Here is a 17602-nt window from a genome sequence, read left to right as displayed (position 1 = left end):
GATGGCGGGACACGAGCAGCAGACACGCCTGATGCGATGGTTATATCAACCCAGTAGCACTATGTCCTACTTTCGGCATGTATCAACGGATGCGGTTGCTCCCCGAAGGACGAGAGCGTCACAGCGCGAGGCCCGCAGCGTGATGTGAGCTCGCGGATGGACGGGACCGGGCATTCGAGGTCGGCGGCACCCCAGGCGGCAGAAGCCGCACCCGCAGGCATTCGCCGCCGTCTTCGCCCCTCATTGAATGTCCGCGGCGCTGCGACGGCGCGTCACCTTTCCGGCTCTAATCAATCCCGGATGGCCCTGGTATGACGAGTCGTGGAGCGCGGCGCCGGTCCGATTATGTAAATGTTTGGACGCCCGGCGGCGGATGGATGTGCAGAACTCGCATTGCCGAGGGAAAAGGCGCGAGGGTCCGCGAGGGCGAGGTCTGGTACATCCAAGAAACAAGCCCAAGAAACAAGGAGGAGTGCTCGTTATGCGAGTAGCTACCCTAACAAGAACGCAATCGAGACGGGCCCGTTGGGGAGCGCGGCTCGCCGGCGTCGGCCTGTCAGCAGCAATGGCAGTCGGCGTCGCCGGCAGTCCCGCATCGGCAGCGGAGGTGCCGCCCATTTTCGTGCCGGGCAACCCGGCCTGCGCCGATGTCCTGCCCGGCCAGCCGGCGCCCTACCTGTTCTCGTTCAGCGTGGCGGGGGGGCTTGTGCCCGACGCCCCCGAGACCTACACCTTCCCCGCGCCGTACGCCGACGGATCGGTCACCATCGACGTCGACTCCAGCAACCTGGGACCAGTGTTCGACTTTACGATCAACGGTCCCTACGCCGCCCGCGGCGTCATCGCCAAGGGCGGACCGAACGCCAACTTCTACAACTACGCTCCGCCCACCTACCCCAACGGCATTGGGGCCGACGACAACCTCCACGCCCCGGTCAACCCGGCGAACAACACGTACTACGGCCTCAGCCGCATCGACTTCTGCGTCGTCCGCGACCGTTACAACTACAACAACGACAACAACAACGTCAACGGCGCCGCCGTCGTCACCAGCAACGGCGCCGCCATCGCCAACGGCAGGAACGCCTGACAGGCGCCCAAGGGCGGGTGCGGGTGGAGGGCCAAGTGCCCGTTGTGACTGAGTCCACCGACAACTGCAGCATCGTCGTCGGTCCATAGCCTCGCCGCGCAACAGAAATGTGGGGGCCCGGGATGTCCCGGGCCCCCACACGCCTGAGCTTCTCAGCAGCAAGATCAACATGTGGGCGATCTGCAAACCCTTAGACTCCGCGAATGGCGAAATATTTTGACGTGCACCCCGAGAATCCTCAGCGGCGCACCATCAGCAGTGTGGCTGACAGCATCCGGTCCGGCGCGCTCGTCGCGTACCCGACTGACTCCTGTTATGCGCTGGGATGCCAGCTGGGCAGTCGTGACGGCATGAACCGCATCCGGTCGATCCGGAACCTCGACGAGCGTCACCACTTCACCCTTGTGTGCCAGAACTTTGCGCAGCTGGGCCAGTTCGTGCAGGTCGACAACGACGTATTCCGTGCGATCAAGGCAGCGACGCCGGGCCGCTACACCTTCATCCTTCCCGCGACGAAGGAGGTGCCGCGCCAGCTGCTGCACCACAAGAAGAAGACGGTCGGAGTCCGGATTCCCGACCATGCCGTCGCTCAGGCGCTGCTCGCCGAGCTCGGTGAGCCGCTGCTCTCCAGCACCCTGCTCCTGCCCGACGAGGAGGAGCCGATGACACAGGGCTGGGAGATCAAGGAAAGGCTCGACCACGTGGTGGACGCCGTGGTCGACTCGGGCGACTGCGGCACGGTGCCGACCACGGTCCTCGACTTCTCGAGCGGCGAACTCGAGATCGTACGCCGAGGGGCGGGCGACACCGCGCGGTTCGAGTAACCGCGTCGATGGCATCGCCGCGTGCGGGTCGTAGCAGACTGTCGAGCATGACCAGCTCAGTACAGACACACCGCGTCCCGTACTACTCGCAGTGGGAATCCGCCGACCTGGTGCCCGAGTTCGTCACGGGCGCCCGGTCGTCGGCCGACGATCCCCTCTGGCAGAAGTCCGGCGCGGACAGCCGGGAGGAGTACGCGTTCTGGGCGCCGCGTATATGCGGCATGGCGTGCCTCCGGATGGCCCTGGATTTCTGGGGGCATCCGGTGCCGCCCTCGGTCCCGCTCCTGCGTGACGCCCTCGACGCGGGGGTGTACGTACGCACCGGCGAGACCACGGTCAAGGGCCTGATCTACGCGCCCTTCGCCGACTGGGTCACGCGCCGCTGGAGCCTCCACGCCGAGGCGCGGCCCCAGCTGACGGCCGAAGACATCATCGCGGAGTCCGCGCGCGGCCATCTGCTGATGGTGTCGGTGCACTACACGATCCGCACCCTCGACCCGACGCCCCCGCAGCGCGGCGGACACCTGGTGCTCGCCGTCGATTCCGGTCCCGAGGGCGTGGTGCTGAACAATCCGTCCGGGCTACCCGGGCACTCTCAGGAGTACCACCACGTGCCCTGGGCGGAGTTCGACCGGTTCTTCGCCGGTCGTGGCGTTGTCCTGGGCCGTTCGCGCGCAAACCCCGGACTGGCGACTGAGTCGAGGACCTGATGAGGAAGATCATCCTGATGATGTCGTTGTCCCTCGACGGCTTCATGGAGGGACCGAACCGCGAGATCGACTGGCACCTGGTCGACGACGAGTTGCACCGGCACTTCAACGAGGAGTCCAGGAAGATGGGCGCCTTCCTGGACGGACGTGTCACCTACGAGCTCATGGCCGACTTCTGGCCGACCGCCGACACCGACCCCTCAAGTACCGAGCCCATGGTGGAATTCGCCGGTATCTGGCGGGACATGCCCAAGTTCGTGTTCTCCAGAACCCTGGAACGGGCCGACTGGAACACCACCATCGTCCGGGACGTCGTAGTCGAGGACATCATGGCGCTCAAGGCACAGCCGGGCGGAGATCTGGCACTCGGCGGCGCCGACCTCGCCGCGACTTTCATGCGCCACGACCTCATTGACGAGTACCACCTCTACGTCCATCCGGTCGTCATCGGCCGGGGCAAACCCCTCTTCCAGCCGTCGGACCGCAGGATCGATCTCCGGCTCGCCGAGACACGGACCTTCGGCAACGGAGTCGTCCTCCTTCGCTACGAGGTGCCTCGCGATCAGTGATCAGTCGCGCCTGAACGGGCAACCTTCCAGCCGGCTTACAGCCTCAGCCGTCACCCATATGGGCTAATTCCATACGGTTGGTCCCTCCGGGTGGACGTACCGTCGAACCGGCGTGTGGTCAGCCATACCCGAGGCCACCCTGACAGGAGGCAACCATGCGTACGGGAGCAACAACCACCCTGCTCGCAGCGGCAGGCATCGCCCCGCTGGTCCTCTCCGCACCGGTCGCGGACGCCGCGCACCTCCGCGTTGTTCCCGCTGTCGTGGCCGTGGACTGCGGTCCCGGCTGGCGCGGACTGGCCGTCTTCGCGGTGACCGCGAAGGGCAAGTCCGCCTGTCCCACCGCCCAGAAGGTGGCAACCGCCTACGGCAGGGCAGTGGCTGCCAATAGAGCCCAGCCGGTCACCGTGTACGTCGGCAGGACCGCCTGGAAGTGCCAGGAGCGCCAGGGCGATCCCAACCCCTACGGAGAGTGCGTCAGCCTCGACACCCCGGGCGAGAAGGTACGGCTGTCTTCCTGATCAGCAGAACCGCCCACATCACTGGAGGTCTGTGCTGCGCACCTCGCCTCGCACCTCACCTCGCACCTCGCGGCCACCGACCCGCACCCGCCGTGTCGTGCCGTCCTCCCAGGTGACCGTCACCTCGTAGCCGTCCCCGCGCCACTCGATCCCCACCGCCGCCGTGTCCGCGAGCGGGCGCGGGCCCGGCTCGGCGGTGAGGCGGGCCAGGGCGACGAAGAGCGTACCCGCGGGGTCGCGTGTGGTCTCACCCGTGAGGGTGGGGATGGACGCCCGCGACGCCCCCGGGGTGTACGCGGTCTCCCCCGACCCGGCTGCCGCGGCCAGCAGGCCGTGTACCGGCAGGAGTTCGGACGTGACGTCCGCACCGGCCGGCCAGCCGGTGTGGCGTACGAGGGTGCCAGGCACCGCACCCGTCACCAGGTGGACACGTACCTCCGTCGCACCGCGCGCCAGGACCACGCTGGTGATACCCACCTCACCCACCATGTGCCGCGAGGCCGCCCAGCCGTCCCCCGCCCCCAGGGGCTCGATGCCCTCACGGGGAGAGTCGGCCGCGTCGCCCACCAGGCCGAAGTGGTTGTCCCCCGCCGCCGTCGCGGTCGGGCCCGTCACCGTCGAGTACGCCAGCCGTGAGTAGTACGGGTCGTACCGCGGGTCCTCGCTGCCATGGTTGTGCAGGCGTACGACACCATCGGCCACCGTCGACTGGAGCAGCCAGTTCGGCGCGGGCAGTGCGGTGACCGCGTCCTCGCGTTCCGCCGGGCCCGGTTCCTCCCGTGCCGTCCAGACCTCGTGGTCCGCGGGCAGCAGCAGGCCGATGAACGCCTTGCTCGCCCAGTACGGGGATGCCGGGCCCGAGTACTGCTGAAGCACCCCCGCGTACGGGCCGTGCCAGCCTTGTGTCAGCAGGCCCTCCTCGTTCGTCGCGCCCCGGTCGAGGAAGTAGCGCAGCGCGCCGGAGGCCAGGCGGCGGGTGGTGCCCGGGGTCAGCGGGGTGTGGCCGGTCATCGCGCCCAGCCACAGCGGTGCCGTGCTCGCCATCCGGTACGTGAGCGAGCGGCCCTGGTGCATCGGGGCGCCGTCGCCGCCGAACAGTCGCTGGTAGTCCGCGAGGTGGGTCCGCAGCCGGCCGCCGTACAGGTCGAGCAGTTTCTCGTCGTCCGAGAGCCACGCCTCCAGCATGGGGTAGAGGTGCATGGCCCAGCCGTTGTAGTAGTCGAACTTGCGGCCGTCACCGTCCGTGTACCAGCCGTCGCCGACGTACCACTGCTCGATCCGCTCCAGCGCGCGGTCGCGGGCTGGTACGTCGCCGAGGAACCCGGCGACCACCGCCGGGAAGAGCTCCCAGTTGCAGGGCCAGGCCGCGACGTCGAGGGCGTCACCGAGCCAGGCCGTGGCCCGTTCCCGTACGCCGTCGTCGAGCCGGTCCCACAGCAGCGGCCGGGTCAGCCGCAGGGCGAGGGCGATCGAAGCCGCCTCGACCAGCGGCTGGCCGCGGTCCTCGATGCGGGGCCAGACACCCGACGTGCCGGCCGCGAGCCCGTCCGCGTACCGGCCCAGGGCGGTTTCGTCGCGGCGGAACGCGGCGAGCAGCAGGGTGCGGGCGTACCCCTCCAGGCCGTCGGAGAGCGTTCCGGCCCAGCTGGTCCGCCCGCCGGGGAGGTGGTACAGCGCGCCGTCGGGGGTGGCATACGGGGCGGCGGCGGCCAGCAGTTGATCGGCCGCCGCCTCCCAGTGGGAGCGGGTCCAGCCGGTGTACGGGCTCAGGTCCCGGTCCTCTTGGGGCAGTCTCATCGGATGAGTTTAGAGGGTATGAGGCGCTGGGCCCTCAGTTCGCCGAGGACGAGGGCCGCGTACTCGGTGGCGCCGCGTACCGAGGTGTGGGTGTTGTCCTTCTTCTCGTTGGTCAGGTAGAGGGCCTTCGACGCCTCGACACCCAGGGATTCGACGCGTGCCTTGGTGAGGGCAGTCAGGTCGATGAGCGGTACGCCGAGGCTTGTGGAGAGGTTCCGGATCTCGGCGGGGTGGTCGACGCCCAGGCCGTTCACCAGGAGTGCGGTGCCGTTGTTGAGTGTGGCGTCGGCGTTGAACCAGCGGCGCACGATGGGGGTGACGAGCACCGGTCGGCCGCCCTTGTCCCGTACGCCCTGCACCAGCGCGGTGAGGTTGGCGCGGTAGGCGGCGGCGTCGGTCTGCTTGTCGTTGTGGGCGAACTGGATGAGGACCAGGTCACCGCGGCCGATCCGGGCCTGGAGGCGGGGGAAGAACTCCGCTCCCGCGAGGAAGCTGGCGGTGCTCTCGCCGGAGTCGGCGTGGTTGGCCACCGAGATGCCCTGCTTGAGGTACTGCGGCAGCTGCTGGCCCCAGCCGGTGTACGGGTCGGTCGCCTGGTCGCAGACGGTCGAGTCGCCGGCCAGGAGGATCTTCGGGGTGGCGCGGGGGGCCGGGGTGACCCGGATCGAGGCGAGCTGTGGCGCGGCCCCGGCGAAGGTGAGGTCGAGGCCCTCGCTGCCCACCGGTCCGGTCGGCTCGCCCTCGGGCGTACGGACGTCGACGGTGAAGCCGCGCCGTACGGTCTCGCCCGCCGCGCTCGGCGTCTCGGCCAGGACGGTACGTCGGGCCTCGGCGGCTGTCGCCGTGGAACCGGCTGTCGGTCCGCCGAGGCCCACGGTGACCTGGTAGGTGCCGGGGGGCACGTCGAAGTGGCAGACGATCGGCGAGGTTCCGGTGCAGTTGTCCGCTCGGTTGCCCAGGCCGTGGCCGTTGCCCGCATGGGCGGGCGCGGCGCACAGCGCGGCGGTGGCGGTGGCGGTGACGGCGGCCAGCAGGGCGGTACGGGCACGTCTCATGAGGGCTCCTCGGTGGGGGGCGGGGAGGGCGACGGCCGGGCCCTGGAAAGCGTCTGGCAGACGCTTTCCAGGGCCCGGCACCGCTCAGGGTGTGGGTCAGACCGCGCGCTTGAACTGCTGGTTCGTGGCGCTGTTGCACGCGTACGTGATGAGCCTGGCGGCGTCGAGGACGGACGCGTCCGACACGTCGAGGCACTCACCGCTGGCGCGGGCGGCCAGGGTGACGTACCCGGCCGCGTTCTGCGTCACCTTCCACTGCTGCGCGGGCGCGGTGGAGCATGTCTCCTGGCTGACCCCGGCACTCCCGTCGCTCAGACAGAGCGAACTGTGCCGCGCCATCAGCTGGACGTAGCCGTCGCCCGTCGCCTTGAACCAGAACTTCTGGTTGCCGCCGCCGTTGCAGGTGTACTGCTTCAGGGCCGTTCCCTCGGTGATCGACGCCGAGGGGATGTCGGCGCACTTACCGCTATGACGGGCTGTCAGCGATTCGAAGGGGCCCCCGTTCCCGGTGACCGTTCCGGCCGCGGCGTCGATGGTGAGCTCCGGCAACCAGGCCATGGACAGCGAGGTCGCGCTCGGGAAGGCCAGCGGCAGCCACACATAGCGCGAGTCGTTGACCGTCTTGCCGAAGGAGTTGCCCCAGCGGTCGCCGAGGTAGAGGTATGAGGTGGCGCTCGTGCCCTGCACGGGCAGGACGAAGGTGGTCTGCGAGCCGAACGCGGTCGCGTCACCCGTGTTCTGCATGGCGGACCAGGGTCCGGCCAGGGAGGTGGCGGTGGCGTACTTCTGCTGGTTGGGGCTCCAGCCGGTGGCGCCGGAGGTCAGCATGAAGTAGACGTTGCCGCGCTTGAAGAGCGCGGGGGCTTCGCGGTGGCCGCCGGGCCACGGGTTGGCGACGAGGCCGGCGATGCCGGTGAAGTCGGCGGTGAGCCGGTAAATGTGCAGGTCGTAGTTCTCCCGGGCGGAGGAGATCATATAGCCGGTGCCGTCGGTGTCGGTGAAGACGGTGATGTCACGGGACATATGGAGCCCGAGCGGCCGGAAGCTGCCGCGCCAGGTGTAGTTGCCGTCAACTGTGTCCGAGACGGCGACGGCTGCCCGCGCCTCGCCGTAGTCGACGCCGTTCTCCTTGTGCATCCACATTACGAACTTGCCGGTGGCCTGGTTGTACATGACCTTGGGCCGCTCGATGTTCGCGACCGCGAGCTCGGGGTTGGTGGCCTCGGTCAGCACATGGTTGCGGAACTGCCAGTTCTTGAGGTCCGTCGAGCGGTAGGCGGAGACATAGCGGAAGGTGTTGTCGGCGTTGCGGTTCTCACCGAACCAGTAGTAGTACGCGCCGACCTTGATGACTCCGCCGCCGTGGGCGTGCACCGGGTTGCCGTCGGTGCCCGTGAACTGGGTGCCGTTGGTGATGGTGACGGGCGCGGCGGCGGCAGTGGGGGCTGCGGGCGCCGCGGACTGGGCGTGAGCTCCGGAGACGGGCAGGAACGCGCCGGCGAGTCCGAGGCAGAGGGCGAGCAGGACCGTCCGTATACGGCTCATGAGGCGGCTCCCATGTGATTTCTTGCCTGCATATGGGGAATTCTGTTGAGAGCCTAGGACCTCAGGCCCCCGGCGGCACTCCCCACGACGCCCGCGAAACTTTCGCTCGGGCCACGGCCGGTCGGGCGGGGAAGTGGACGATGTCGCAGAACTTCGAGCTCCCGGCGAGCCCGCGCCACGGCACCGTACTGCCGGTGACGAAGGCGGAGCACGACCGGCTGCTCGCCGCGTACTCCCCCACCACCGCCTCGGAGTGAACACGGCAGCGGCACGCCATGACATATGGCGTGCCGCTGCCTCTCTCACCTGTACCGGATGTGTCAGCCGCGGACCGGAGCGACCTCGATACGGTCGATGTTCGGGGCCCAGGCGGTCGCGTTGGAGAGCGTCAGCGTGTTCGCGCCGCCCTTCAGCTCGACCGGTACACCCAGGGTCCAGTAGTCGTCCCAGCTCCAGGTGTTCTTGAAGGTCACCTTCTTCGTCACGCCGCCGACCGCCACGTCCGCGGTGCGGGACATGATGTCGGTGTTGTACGCGTGTCCGTTGTCGCGGCGGTCGTTGTGGCCGTAGTGCACCACGAGGACATACTTGCCCGTGCGCGGCGCGTCGACGGTGAACGTGGCCTTGCCGGCCGCGCTGTTGCCGAGCCAGCCGATGTATGTCCCGGCCGAGGCGTGCGCGGAGTCGACAAGACGTGCCTCGCCCTCCAGCTGGGCCTGTGCGCCCTCGTAGGCGAGGGTGCCCGACGTCGAGCCGGAGCCCGCCACATCGAGCGCGCGCAACGAGGCGTGGCCGGTGGCGGTGATGCGGTTGTTGCCCGCCACCAGGTAGAGCCGCAGTGCCTTGTTGGGGGCAGCCGCCACCCTCTCACCGTGCAGTGAGAGCTGCAGCGCCGCGGACGCGCGCGAGGTCACGGTGAAGTAGCCGTCGCGCGGCGCGTACACGTCGAAGATGGCCTTGGAGCCGGTCCCGAGCACCAGCGCGCCGGTGCCGGTGCCGGTCGCGTTGCCGTAGTCGTACGAGACGCGGCCGGAGACGTCGGCGAGGGTGGCCTCGTACGCGGTGAACGGTGTGGTGTGCGCGGTCAGGTCGATGCGGTCGAGGGTGGCCTCACCCGTGTCCTTGGCCAGGGTGAGGGTGTGGGTTCCGGCGGTGAGCTGGACGGTGAGGTCCTTCTTCGCGCGGTAGAGCCAGTTCTCGGTGGACGGGTAGCTGACGGTGGTGACCGCGCCGCCGTCCACGGAGAGCTTCTGTGTGGAGGGTGCGCCGGACTGGTTCCCGTACAGGACCGCCAGGTCGTAGGTGCCGGTGCTCGGTACGGAGACGGTGAAGTCGACCTTGCTGCTGGCGAGCTTGAGAGAGCCGACGTCCTTCGTGCCGGAGGCCGCGTAGCCGTTGGCGTTGGACACCGTGCCCTGGGTGTAGACGGTGCCGTCGGTGATCTCCGCGCTCTCCGCTTCGTACGAGGCGCTCCACGGGACGGCGGCAGCGGCGGGCGTGCCGTACCCGGCCGGGGTGAGCACGACCCGGTACGCGGACATCTGCTTCATGCCCTTGAGCGGTACGGTCACTGTGCCGTCCGCCGCGACCGTGGCCTTGGCGCGGGACAGGACGCGCGGTGCGGCGTGCTGGCCCTCGTAGCCGGACCAGGCGGCCTCGGCGACGGTCGCGGTGACCGACCTCCCGAAAATCTTCGGGTCGACGTGCTGCACCACCACATCGGTGTCGCCCGACGATCCGCCGAGCAGCACCTGTGCCTGCTTGCGCGCGGGGTCGAGCGAGGCGAGGCCCTGGAGTGTGTCAATGGTGTTGGCCTGCGGCGGGGTGACCTTGACGGTCTGGCCGGTCATTCCCGCGTACCAGCGGAAGAACCACCAGCCGCCGTTGGGGATGTTGGTGCGGACGACATTGCCGTCGAGGTTGCCTGCCGCGTCCCAGTACGCCTGGTCCGCGTAGACCTTGTTCCGCTCGAACATCGAGACCCACTGGACCAGCTGCCCCGGTACGGACAGGTCACGGCGGTTGGCGTACTCGTTGATGTTGACTTCGAGCGGCTTGATGCCGAGGTTCTTCTCGATCGACCGGTAATTGTTGAAGTGCCCCTGGAAGTCGCGCAGGGAGTTCGAGCCGAGCTCGTGCCAGGTGGTGACCTCCGGCAGGACGTTCTCCCTCTTGGCGAAGGTGAGGAAGTCCGTCAGCAACCGGGTGTGGTACGAGGATTCATTGGGGCCCGCGATCCTGGCGTCCGGGTCGATGGCGCGGATGCGCTGGTAGACCGTTTTCCAGTCCTTGAAGAAGCGGTCGCGGTTGACCTCGTACTGCGCCTGGTTCGCGGTGCCGAGGTTGTACCAGATCTGGTCGGGTTCGTTGAAGGGGACGTAGACGAAGTGCTGGCTGTTCGGGGCGTTCGCGACGTCCTTGGCTATCTTGTCGACCTTGGGGAGGTAGTCGGCGATGCCCAGGTCCTCGTACGGCCACTTGGCGTAGATGTCCTGCATCATCACCAGGACATCGCCGCCGCCGTTGCGGAAGAACGACTTCGAGACGGTGACGGCGTCGCCGTTGGGGTGCTGCGCCCCGCCTTCCGCCTTCTGCGAGATGGTGGTGACCTTCAGCGGGGCGAGGATGGCGTCGCTCGGTACGCCGTCGTCGCTCAGCCCGTAGAGCGCGCCGTTCGCACCGAGTTTGACCTTGCCCTCGGGGGCGGCGAGGTCGACGGTGATGCGTGGTGCTGCTGCCTCTTGCGCTTCCGCGGCGGGCGCTGCGGGCAGGAAGCCGGCCATGAGCGCTCCTCCCAGCAGGCTGGCCGCGATGGCGGCTGAGGTGCGTGGCTTGCGCTTACCGGTCGTGTGGCACGTGCGGATGGTGCTCACGTAAGTAGACCTCCGGTTACTTGACGGCTCCACTGGTGATTCCGGACACGATCTTTCGCTGGGCCACCAGGAAGATGGCGACCATCGGCAGGCTCATCACCACCACGTACGCGAAGATGAGATGCCAGTTGTTGAGGTAGAGCTGAGCGCTGGCGACCTGGTAGAGGTTGATCGGCAGGGTCGCCGCATCTCCGCCGCCGAGGACGAAGAAGGCATAGAAGACGTCGCTCCAGGCGTAGAGCATCACCATGATCGTCGCGGTGGCGATCACCGGCCGCAGCAGCGGCAGAATGATCCGCAGGAAGATCCGCAGCGGCTTCGCCCCGTCGATCCGGGCGGCTTCCTCCAGCTCTCCGGGGATGGTGCGGATGAAGCCGGTCATGAAGAAGATCGCTGTGGAGAGATACATCCCGGTGTAGACGGCGATCATGCCGGGCCTGGTGTTGGCCAGTCCGAACTGCCGCAGCTCCATGACGATGGTGATCACGGCGGGCGGCAGCAGCAGTCCGCTGATGGTCAGGGCGTACGCGGCGGTGACGAGCCTGGACTTGCGGCGGGCGAAGACCCAGGCCGCGCCGGCGCCGAGGATCAGCACCAGCGCCACCGAGGGCAGCACCACCAGCAGGGAGTTGAGGAACCCGCGGAACATCTCGCCCTGGCTGACGGCGTCCGCGTAGTTGTCGGCGGGCTGCCACTGGTCCGGCGGGTCGAGGTTGGGCTTGACGGCTTCGCCCTGCGGCTTGGCCGAGGTGACCAGGACCAGCCACAGCGGTACGCCGACGGCGATGGCGGCGAGGATCAGTACGAGGGTGGGCCGCCCGAAGCGCCAGACACGGCTGGGGCTTGGTGAGTACGCGGTCACAGCAGCTGCTCCCTTCGCCGCAACCCGATGACGAGCGGGATCGCGACGGCGACCACGATCAGGAACAGGATCAGGCTCATCGCCGACGCCTGCGCGTACAGACCCTGTCCGAAGACGCGGAACATATAGATGTTGAAGACCTCGGTGGAGGCGGCGGGGCCACCGCCGGTGGTGGCCTGCACGATGTCGAAGGTGTTCATCGAACCGATCAGGGCGGTCGTGACGTTGAAGGTGACGGCGGGCGCGAGCATCGGCCAGCGCACGGACCAGAAGGTCCGCCAGGGTCCGGCGCCGTCCACTTTCGCGGCTTCCAGCATGTCGCCGGGAATGCCCTTGAGCCCGGCAAGATAGATCAGCATCGACAGGCCCATCCACTTCCAGCCGTGGATGACCGAGACCAGGACGACGGTCCAGGTGGTGGAGCCCAGCCAGGGGATGTCGGTGCCGAGGAAGCCGTTGACCGCGCCGTCCTGGTCCAGGAGCGCCTGGAAGACATAGCCGACGGCGAGCGCCGAGATCAGGACGGGCAGGAAGAAGACGGCGCGGAAGAACCGGTTGAAGCGGCTGTCCTGTTCCAGCAGCAGGGCGAGGCCGAGGCCGAAGCCGTTCTGGAAGAGGGCGGCGAGCGCCGCGTAGACGAGCGTGGTCCTGATGGCCCGCACCAGCGAACCGTCGTCCGCGATCGTCTTGAAGTTGTCGAGGCCGGTGAAGGCGATGTCCGAGTGGTACGAGGACCAGTTGGTGAACGGGTAGTAGAAGTTGAGCAGGTTCGGCACCAGGAAGAAGGCCACGAAGGCCACGACGGCGGGGAGCGCGAACCACCAGGGGTGGTGGACGGCGGCGCGGGGCAGCCGTCCCACCTTCTGACGTTTCTCACGGGCCGTCGGCGGCGGCTTCCGCGTGGATACTGCGGTGTCTGTCACGGGTCGTACCTCGTACTCCTCCTACCCCTGGCTCAGAAGCCCGGCGCGCCCTGGGCCTTCGCCACCTGCGCGAACTGGTTCTGGATCGCCTGGGCCACCTGCTCCGGCGTCTTCTTGCCGTAGATCATCTCGGCGAGATACAGGTGCGTGTCCGGGGCGACGATGGCCTTCGCCTGGAAGACGCCGTTCGCCGTGGGCAGCGACTTGAGCTGGGCCAGCGAGGTCCCCGGCAGCCCGGCGGGGGTGGGCACGGAGGGCTGGACGGAGGGGATCTTCATCGCCTTGATGTACGCCGCGTAGTCCGTGTCGAGCCAGAAGGCCAGGAACTGGCGGGCGGCGTTCTGCCGCTTGGTGTCACCGGTCTTGAAGGCGACCACGCCGTTCGTCTGGTCCGGGGAGTACATGCCGGTGGCGTCGGAGTTGGAGACCGGGAACCAGCCCAGCTTCTTGTCGATCTGCTCGGTGGAGTACTTCGCCTGGAGCTGCGACTGGAAGGAGGTGACATTGAGGACCATGCCCGCCTCGCCCTTCCACAGCGCGTCGGCGGAGCCGGTGAAGGTGCCGGTCTTGTAGTTCTTCTGCGCGAGCCCGGCGTCGAGCAGCTTCTCCTTGTATGTGGTGATGGCCTTGACGACGACCGGGTCGGTCCACTTCTGCTTGTTCTGGTTGAGGTCCGCCCACCACTGCTTGTCGAGGTCGGTGAGCTGGAGCTGCATCTGCCACTGCATGGGCCACTTGTCGCCGCCGGACTCGTAGAACGCGGCGGCGTCCGTCTTGTCCGTGATCGTGTGGCCGAGGGCGAGCAACTCGTCGTAGCTCTTCGGGAACTGAGCCTCGGTGATGCCCGCCGCCTTGAAGACGTCCTTGTTGTAGTAGACACCGAGCATGGCGGGGCTGGTGACGATGGCGGCGTAGCGCTTGCCGTTGATGACGCCGAGGGACTTCTCCGTGTCGCCGAGCTTGCTCACCCAGGGCTCGCTGTCGAGCGTCAGCAAATTCTGCTGGGGCTGGATGAACGGCAGGGTGGAGATGGACGGCTGCCAGAACATCAGGTCCGGCTTGTCGCCGGCGGCGAGCTTGGTGGGCACGTTCTGCTCGTACAGATCGGGGATGGCCTGGGCGTCGACCTTGGCCCCGGTGGCCTTCTCGAAGGCGTCGATGACCTGCTTGGGCGCGTTGACCGTGTTCTGCGCGGTCCACATGGTCAGCTTCACGCCGTCGAGCTTGGCCGTGGGGTTGACCTTCGTATCGGGCGCGGAGCCTGTGTTGTTGTCGGCCGCGGTCGGGTCGCTGCAGGCGATGGCGGTCAGGGCTGTGGCACATATCAGCACCAGAGCTGGGAGGACTCTCTTCATGGCGGGCCTGCCTCGCTGCGTGAAAGGGCATGGACACTTGCTGTTGCTGCCGTTGGTGCCTTGCTGTTGGTGCCGTTGGTGCGGGGGGTGCTGTTCGTTCTCAAGTCGTCGGCGGCGGGCCCGAGCTCTCTCTGACCACCAGCTCCGGTACGGATACGGGATGCGGGGCCACCGACGCGGACTCCTCGACCGCGCCGTGCAGCAACCCGAACGCCGCGCGCCCGAGGCCGGTGAAGTCCAGCCGTACGGACGTGAGTGACGGGGTCAGATACGCCGAGTGCGGCGCGTCGTCGAAACCGGCCACGCTCACTTCGCCGGGGATCGCCCGGCCCGCCTCGTGCAGTGCCCGGATCACACCGAGCGCCAGGTCGTCGTTGCCGCACAGGATCGCGGTGACGGACGGGTCGGCGGCCAGCTTGTGGCCCGCCGCGTGACCGCCCGCCGGCCCCCAGTTCCCCTGTACGGGACGGGGTTCGGGGGCTCCCGCCTCGCGCAACGCGGCGCGCCAGCCCGCCGTACGCGGCGCGGTGCGGCGGGTGCTGGAGGGGATGGCGACGTAGTGGACGGTCCTGTGGCCGAGGCGCAGTAAATGGCGCGTGGCCTCATAGGCGGCCACCCGGTCGTCGGTCCACACCCAGGGGCGGTCGTCGCCGGGCGGGCTCGCGGGGGTCTCGACCACCCCCACCACGGGCAGTCCGGCGGGGACGGACTGAAGCGCCCGTACCCCGGCGGGATCGTACGCGATCACGATCAGCCCGCCTCCGGCGTCGGCGGCCCGCTGGACTTCCGCCCGCACCGCGGTCTCCTCGACCGATTCCAGGACCCCGATGCCGACGGCGTACGAGGCTCCGCGGGCGGCCTCCTCGATGCCCTGCAGGAGCGCGGCGTAGCCGTAGTGCGTGGTGTTGGCGGTGAGCACGGTGACCGACCGGGAACGGCCGCTGGCCAGCGCGTGCGCGGTGGCGCTGCGCCGGAATCCCAGCTCCTCGATGGCGGCGAGGACGCGGTCGCGGGTGGACGGCTTCACGCTGGGGTGGTCGTTGATCACGCGGGAGACGGTCTGGTACGACACGTTCGCCGCGGCGGCGACGTCCCTGATACTCGCCGTCTTCCTTGTGTGACCGGTCACATTCATGTCAGGATTGTGACCGGTCACACCGAGCGCGTCAAGAGACCGTAACCACGGATTCACGCGTTGGACGCAGACCGCCTGGTAAGGGCGCGTTGATGGAACTGATTCATTGATTTCGAGGAGACACGTTGACCGGTCAGGCAGCCAACGGGCCCCAGGTGAAGTTCGACTGGGGCCATTCGGCCCTCAATGCCCAGTTCGCCACCGCCCCCGACGGAACGCTGAGGATGACCCGGCTGGCCGGACCAGGCGACACCGCCGTCGCGCCCGCGGGCCCCGAGTCGCCGCTCCCCCTCGTCGAGATCACGGCCCTGGGCCACGGCAGCGGCTGGTCGGGCCCGCGGTTCACCGACTCCGCGGTCGGCGGCCGGCTGCGCCACCGCGCCCACCGCTCGGAGCGCGACGGCGACTGGCACCGGCTGTACGTCGAACTCGCCGACGAGACCACGGGGTTGACCGCCGAGGTGGTGTACTCCTCGCCGGACGGCGTGCCGGTCCTGCGCTGCGAGGTCCGGCTGCGCAACGACGGAACCGAGCCGCTGGTGATCCAGTCCGTGAGCAGCCTGCTCCTCGGCGGCCTGCCCTCCCCCGACGTCCTGGACGTCCACCGCGCCCGTAACGACTGGCTGGCCGAGTGCCGTTGGTCCGCCGAGCCGTTGCGCGCCCACATCGCCGACATCGGCCGCGACAGGCACGAACACGACAGCCGCGCCTGCCTGGCGGTGAGCAGCCGGGGCAGCTGGCCCACCGACGGCCACCTGGCGATGGGCGCCCTCACCGACCGTACGGACAACCGGACCTGGCTGTGGCAGATCGACTCCGCTGCCGCCTGGCGCTGGGACACGGGCGAGACCGGCCACGGCGCCTACGTAGCCCTCAGCGGCCCGACCGACGCCGAGCACCAGTGGCGTGAACGGCTCGCGCCCGGGGCTGAGTTCACCACCGAACCGGCGGCCCTCGCGCTCGGGGACGGCTTCGAGGGCGCGCTCGCCGCGCTCACCGCGTACCGCCGCGCTGTGCGCCGCCCGCACCCGGACCACACCGCGCTGCCCATCGTCTTCAACGACTACATGAATACGCTGATGGGCGACCCGACGACCGCCAAGCTGCTGCCGCTGATCGACGCGGCGGCCTCGGTCGGCGCGGAGTACTTCTGCATCGACTCCGGCTGGTACGACGACGACGCGCGGGGCTGGTGGGACAGCGTCGGCGAGTGGCTGCCCTCCGCCCGGCGCTTCCCGGACGGCGGGATCCGCCGCGTCATCGACCACATCCGCGGGCGCGGCATGGTGCCGGGCCTGTGGCTGGAGCCCGAAGTCGTCGGCGTACGCAGCCCGGTCGCCCGCTCCCTGCCCGACGAGGCCTTCGTCCGCCAGGACGGGATACGTGTCACCGAGTACGGCCGCCACCAGCTGGACCTGCGCCACCCGGCGGCCCGCGCGCACCTGGACGCGACCTTCGACCGGATCGTCGGCGAGTGGGGTGTGGGCTACCTCAAGCTCGACTACAACATCACCGTCTCGCCCGGCGGCCCGCTGCTCGGCCACGCCCGCGCCTGGCTGGAGCTGCTGTCGTCGCTGCTCGACCGCCACCCCGGGCTGGTGATCGAGAACTGCGCCTCGGGCGGCATGCGGATGGACGGGGCGTCCCTGGCCGTCGCCCAGCTCCAGTCGACCAGCGACCAGCAGGACCCCGTGCGCTATCCGCCGATCGCCGCGGCCGCGCCCACCGCGGTGGTGCCGGAGCAGGGCGCGGTATGGGCCTATCCGCAGCCGGAGTTCGGCGCGGACGAGATCGCGTTCACCCTGGGCAACGCCCTGCTGGGCCGGGTTCATCTCTCCGGGCACCTGGACCGCATGTCGCCGGATCAGCTCGCGCTCGTACGACACGCTCTGGCGGTGTACAAGTCGCTGCGCGGGGACCTGCCGCGGGCCGTGGCCTGCTGGCCGCTCGGGCTGCCGGGGTGGACCGACGAGTGGCTGGCACTGGGCCTGCGCGCGGGCTCGACCACGTATGTGTCGGTGTGGCGCAGAGGCGGCGGCAGTGACTGCGCACTCCCCCTGCCCCACCTGGCGGGCGGCACGGTGACCGCCGAGATTCTGCACACCTCGGCACCGGCCGCGACGGCGGTCTGGCGCGCGGACGGCTCGGAGTTGGCGATCGGGCTGCCCGCCGCCCCTGCCTGCGTTCTGGTCAGGCTTACGGAACAGGGGTAGAGCGGCAGCTCACGACAGCGCCGTGGGGGGGCGGGCCCGGGCGGGCGGGCCCCCCCCCGGGGGGGGGGGGGGGGGGGCGAAAAAAAAAAAAGGACAAAACAAAAAACCGGCCCCCCCCCCAAACACACCG

The 17602-nt window shown here is 68.9% G+C and carries 14 protein-coding genes; 6 read left to right on the top strand and 8 right to left on the bottom strand.

Going from position 1 to position 17602, the window contains the following annotated elements:
- Positions 1-622 precede the first annotated feature (622 nt).
- From ACIHCQ_RS33410 to ACIHCQ_RS33390, 5 genes are all read left to right on the top strand, one after another.
- Entirely contained in the window at positions 623-1090 is a 468-nt protein-coding gene (locus ACIHCQ_RS33410) for a hypothetical protein (protein ID WP_399670981.1), read from the top strand.
- A 203-nt stretch (positions 1091-1293) separates the two neighbouring features.
- Positions 1294-1914, top strand: a complete 621-nt coding sequence (locus ACIHCQ_RS33405) for an L-threonylcarbamoyladenylate synthase (protein WP_399670978.1) — start codon at positions 1294-1296, stop codon at positions 1912-1914.
- 47 nt (positions 1915-1961) lie between these two features.
- Entirely contained in the window at positions 1962-2624 is a 663-nt protein-coding gene (locus ACIHCQ_RS33400; RefSeq protein WP_399670975.1) for a C39 family peptidase, read from the top strand.
- Positions 2624-3193 (top strand): dihydrofolate reductase family protein, encoded by a 570-nt coding sequence (locus tag ACIHCQ_RS33395; RefSeq protein WP_399670972.1) that lies wholly within the window; start codon positions 2624-2626, stop codon positions 3191-3193. The genes ACIHCQ_RS33400 and ACIHCQ_RS33395 overlap by 1 nt, the downstream gene beginning before the upstream one ends.
- Positions 3194-3348: 155 nt before the next feature.
- Entirely contained in the window at positions 3349-3714 is a 366-nt protein-coding gene (locus ACIHCQ_RS33390) for a hypothetical protein (RefSeq protein ID WP_399670969.1), read from the top strand.
- Positions 3715-3732: 18 nt separating this feature from the next.
- Here the strand turns inward: ACIHCQ_RS33390 and ACIHCQ_RS33385 are convergent, their stop codons facing one another.
- The 8 genes from ACIHCQ_RS33385 to ACIHCQ_RS33350 all read right to left on the bottom strand — a co-directional run bounded on the left by ACIHCQ_RS33385 (position 3733) and on the right by ACIHCQ_RS33350 (position 15259).
- Positions 3733-5511, bottom strand: a complete 1779-nt coding sequence (locus ACIHCQ_RS33385; RefSeq protein WP_399670966.1) for a DUF2264 domain-containing protein — start codon at positions 5509-5511, stop codon at positions 3733-3735.
- A complete protein-coding gene (locus ACIHCQ_RS33380; protein ID WP_399670963.1) occupies positions 5508-6566 on the bottom strand; it encodes a rhamnogalacturonan acetylesterase in 1059 nt (352 codons plus the stop codon). The genes ACIHCQ_RS33385 and ACIHCQ_RS33380 overlap by 4 nt, the downstream gene beginning before the upstream one ends.
- A 96-nt stretch (positions 6567-6662) precedes the next feature.
- Positions 6663-8111, bottom strand: a complete 1449-nt coding sequence (locus ACIHCQ_RS33375) for an RICIN domain-containing protein (protein ID WP_399670960.1) — start codon at positions 8109-8111, stop codon at positions 6663-6665.
- Positions 8112-8431: 320 nt separating this feature from the next.
- Positions 8432-10894, bottom strand: coding sequence for a CBM35 domain-containing protein (locus ACIHCQ_RS33370; protein ID WP_399671307.1), 2463 nt, complete (start codon positions 10892-10894; stop codon positions 8432-8434).
- Between the two features lie 106 nt (positions 10895-11000).
- A complete protein-coding gene (locus tag ACIHCQ_RS33365; RefSeq protein WP_399670957.1) occupies positions 11001-11846 on the bottom strand; it encodes a carbohydrate ABC transporter permease in 846 nt (281 codons plus the stop codon).
- Positions 11843-12769 carry a carbohydrate ABC transporter permease gene (locus tag ACIHCQ_RS33360; protein ID WP_399670954.1) on the bottom strand — a complete coding sequence of 309 codons (927 nt, stop codon included), beginning with the start codon at positions 12767-12769 and terminating at the stop codon, positions 11843-11845. The genes ACIHCQ_RS33365 and ACIHCQ_RS33360 overlap by 4 nt, the downstream gene beginning before the upstream one ends.
- A 32-nt stretch (positions 12770-12801) precedes the next feature.
- Positions 12802-14124, bottom strand: a complete 1323-nt coding sequence (locus tag ACIHCQ_RS33355) for an ABC transporter substrate-binding protein (RefSeq protein WP_399670951.1) — start codon at positions 14122-14124, stop codon at positions 12802-12804.
- Positions 14125-14224: 100 nt separating this feature from the next.
- A complete protein-coding gene (locus ACIHCQ_RS33350) occupies positions 14225-15259 on the bottom strand; it encodes a LacI family DNA-binding transcriptional regulator (RefSeq protein WP_399670948.1) in 1035 nt (344 codons plus the stop codon).
- A gap of 125 nt (positions 15260-15384) precedes the next feature.
- Here ACIHCQ_RS33350 and ACIHCQ_RS33345 point away from each other — a divergent pair, with 125 nt between their 5' ends.
- Complete coding sequence (locus ACIHCQ_RS33345; protein ID WP_399670945.1) at positions 15385-17472, top strand: alpha-galactosidase; 2088 nt, start codon at positions 15385-15387, stop codon at positions 17470-17472.
- Positions 17473-17602: the final 130 nt, after the last annotated feature.

The sequence above is a fragment of the Streptomyces sp. NPDC052236 genome (assembly GCF_044548015.1).
Taxonomy (GTDB): Bacteria; Actinomycetota; Actinomycetes; order Streptomycetales; family Streptomycetaceae; genus Streptomyces.
The sequence above is the reverse complement of the archived record's forward strand: the minus strand, read 5'-3'. Positions and strand labels throughout refer to the sequence as shown.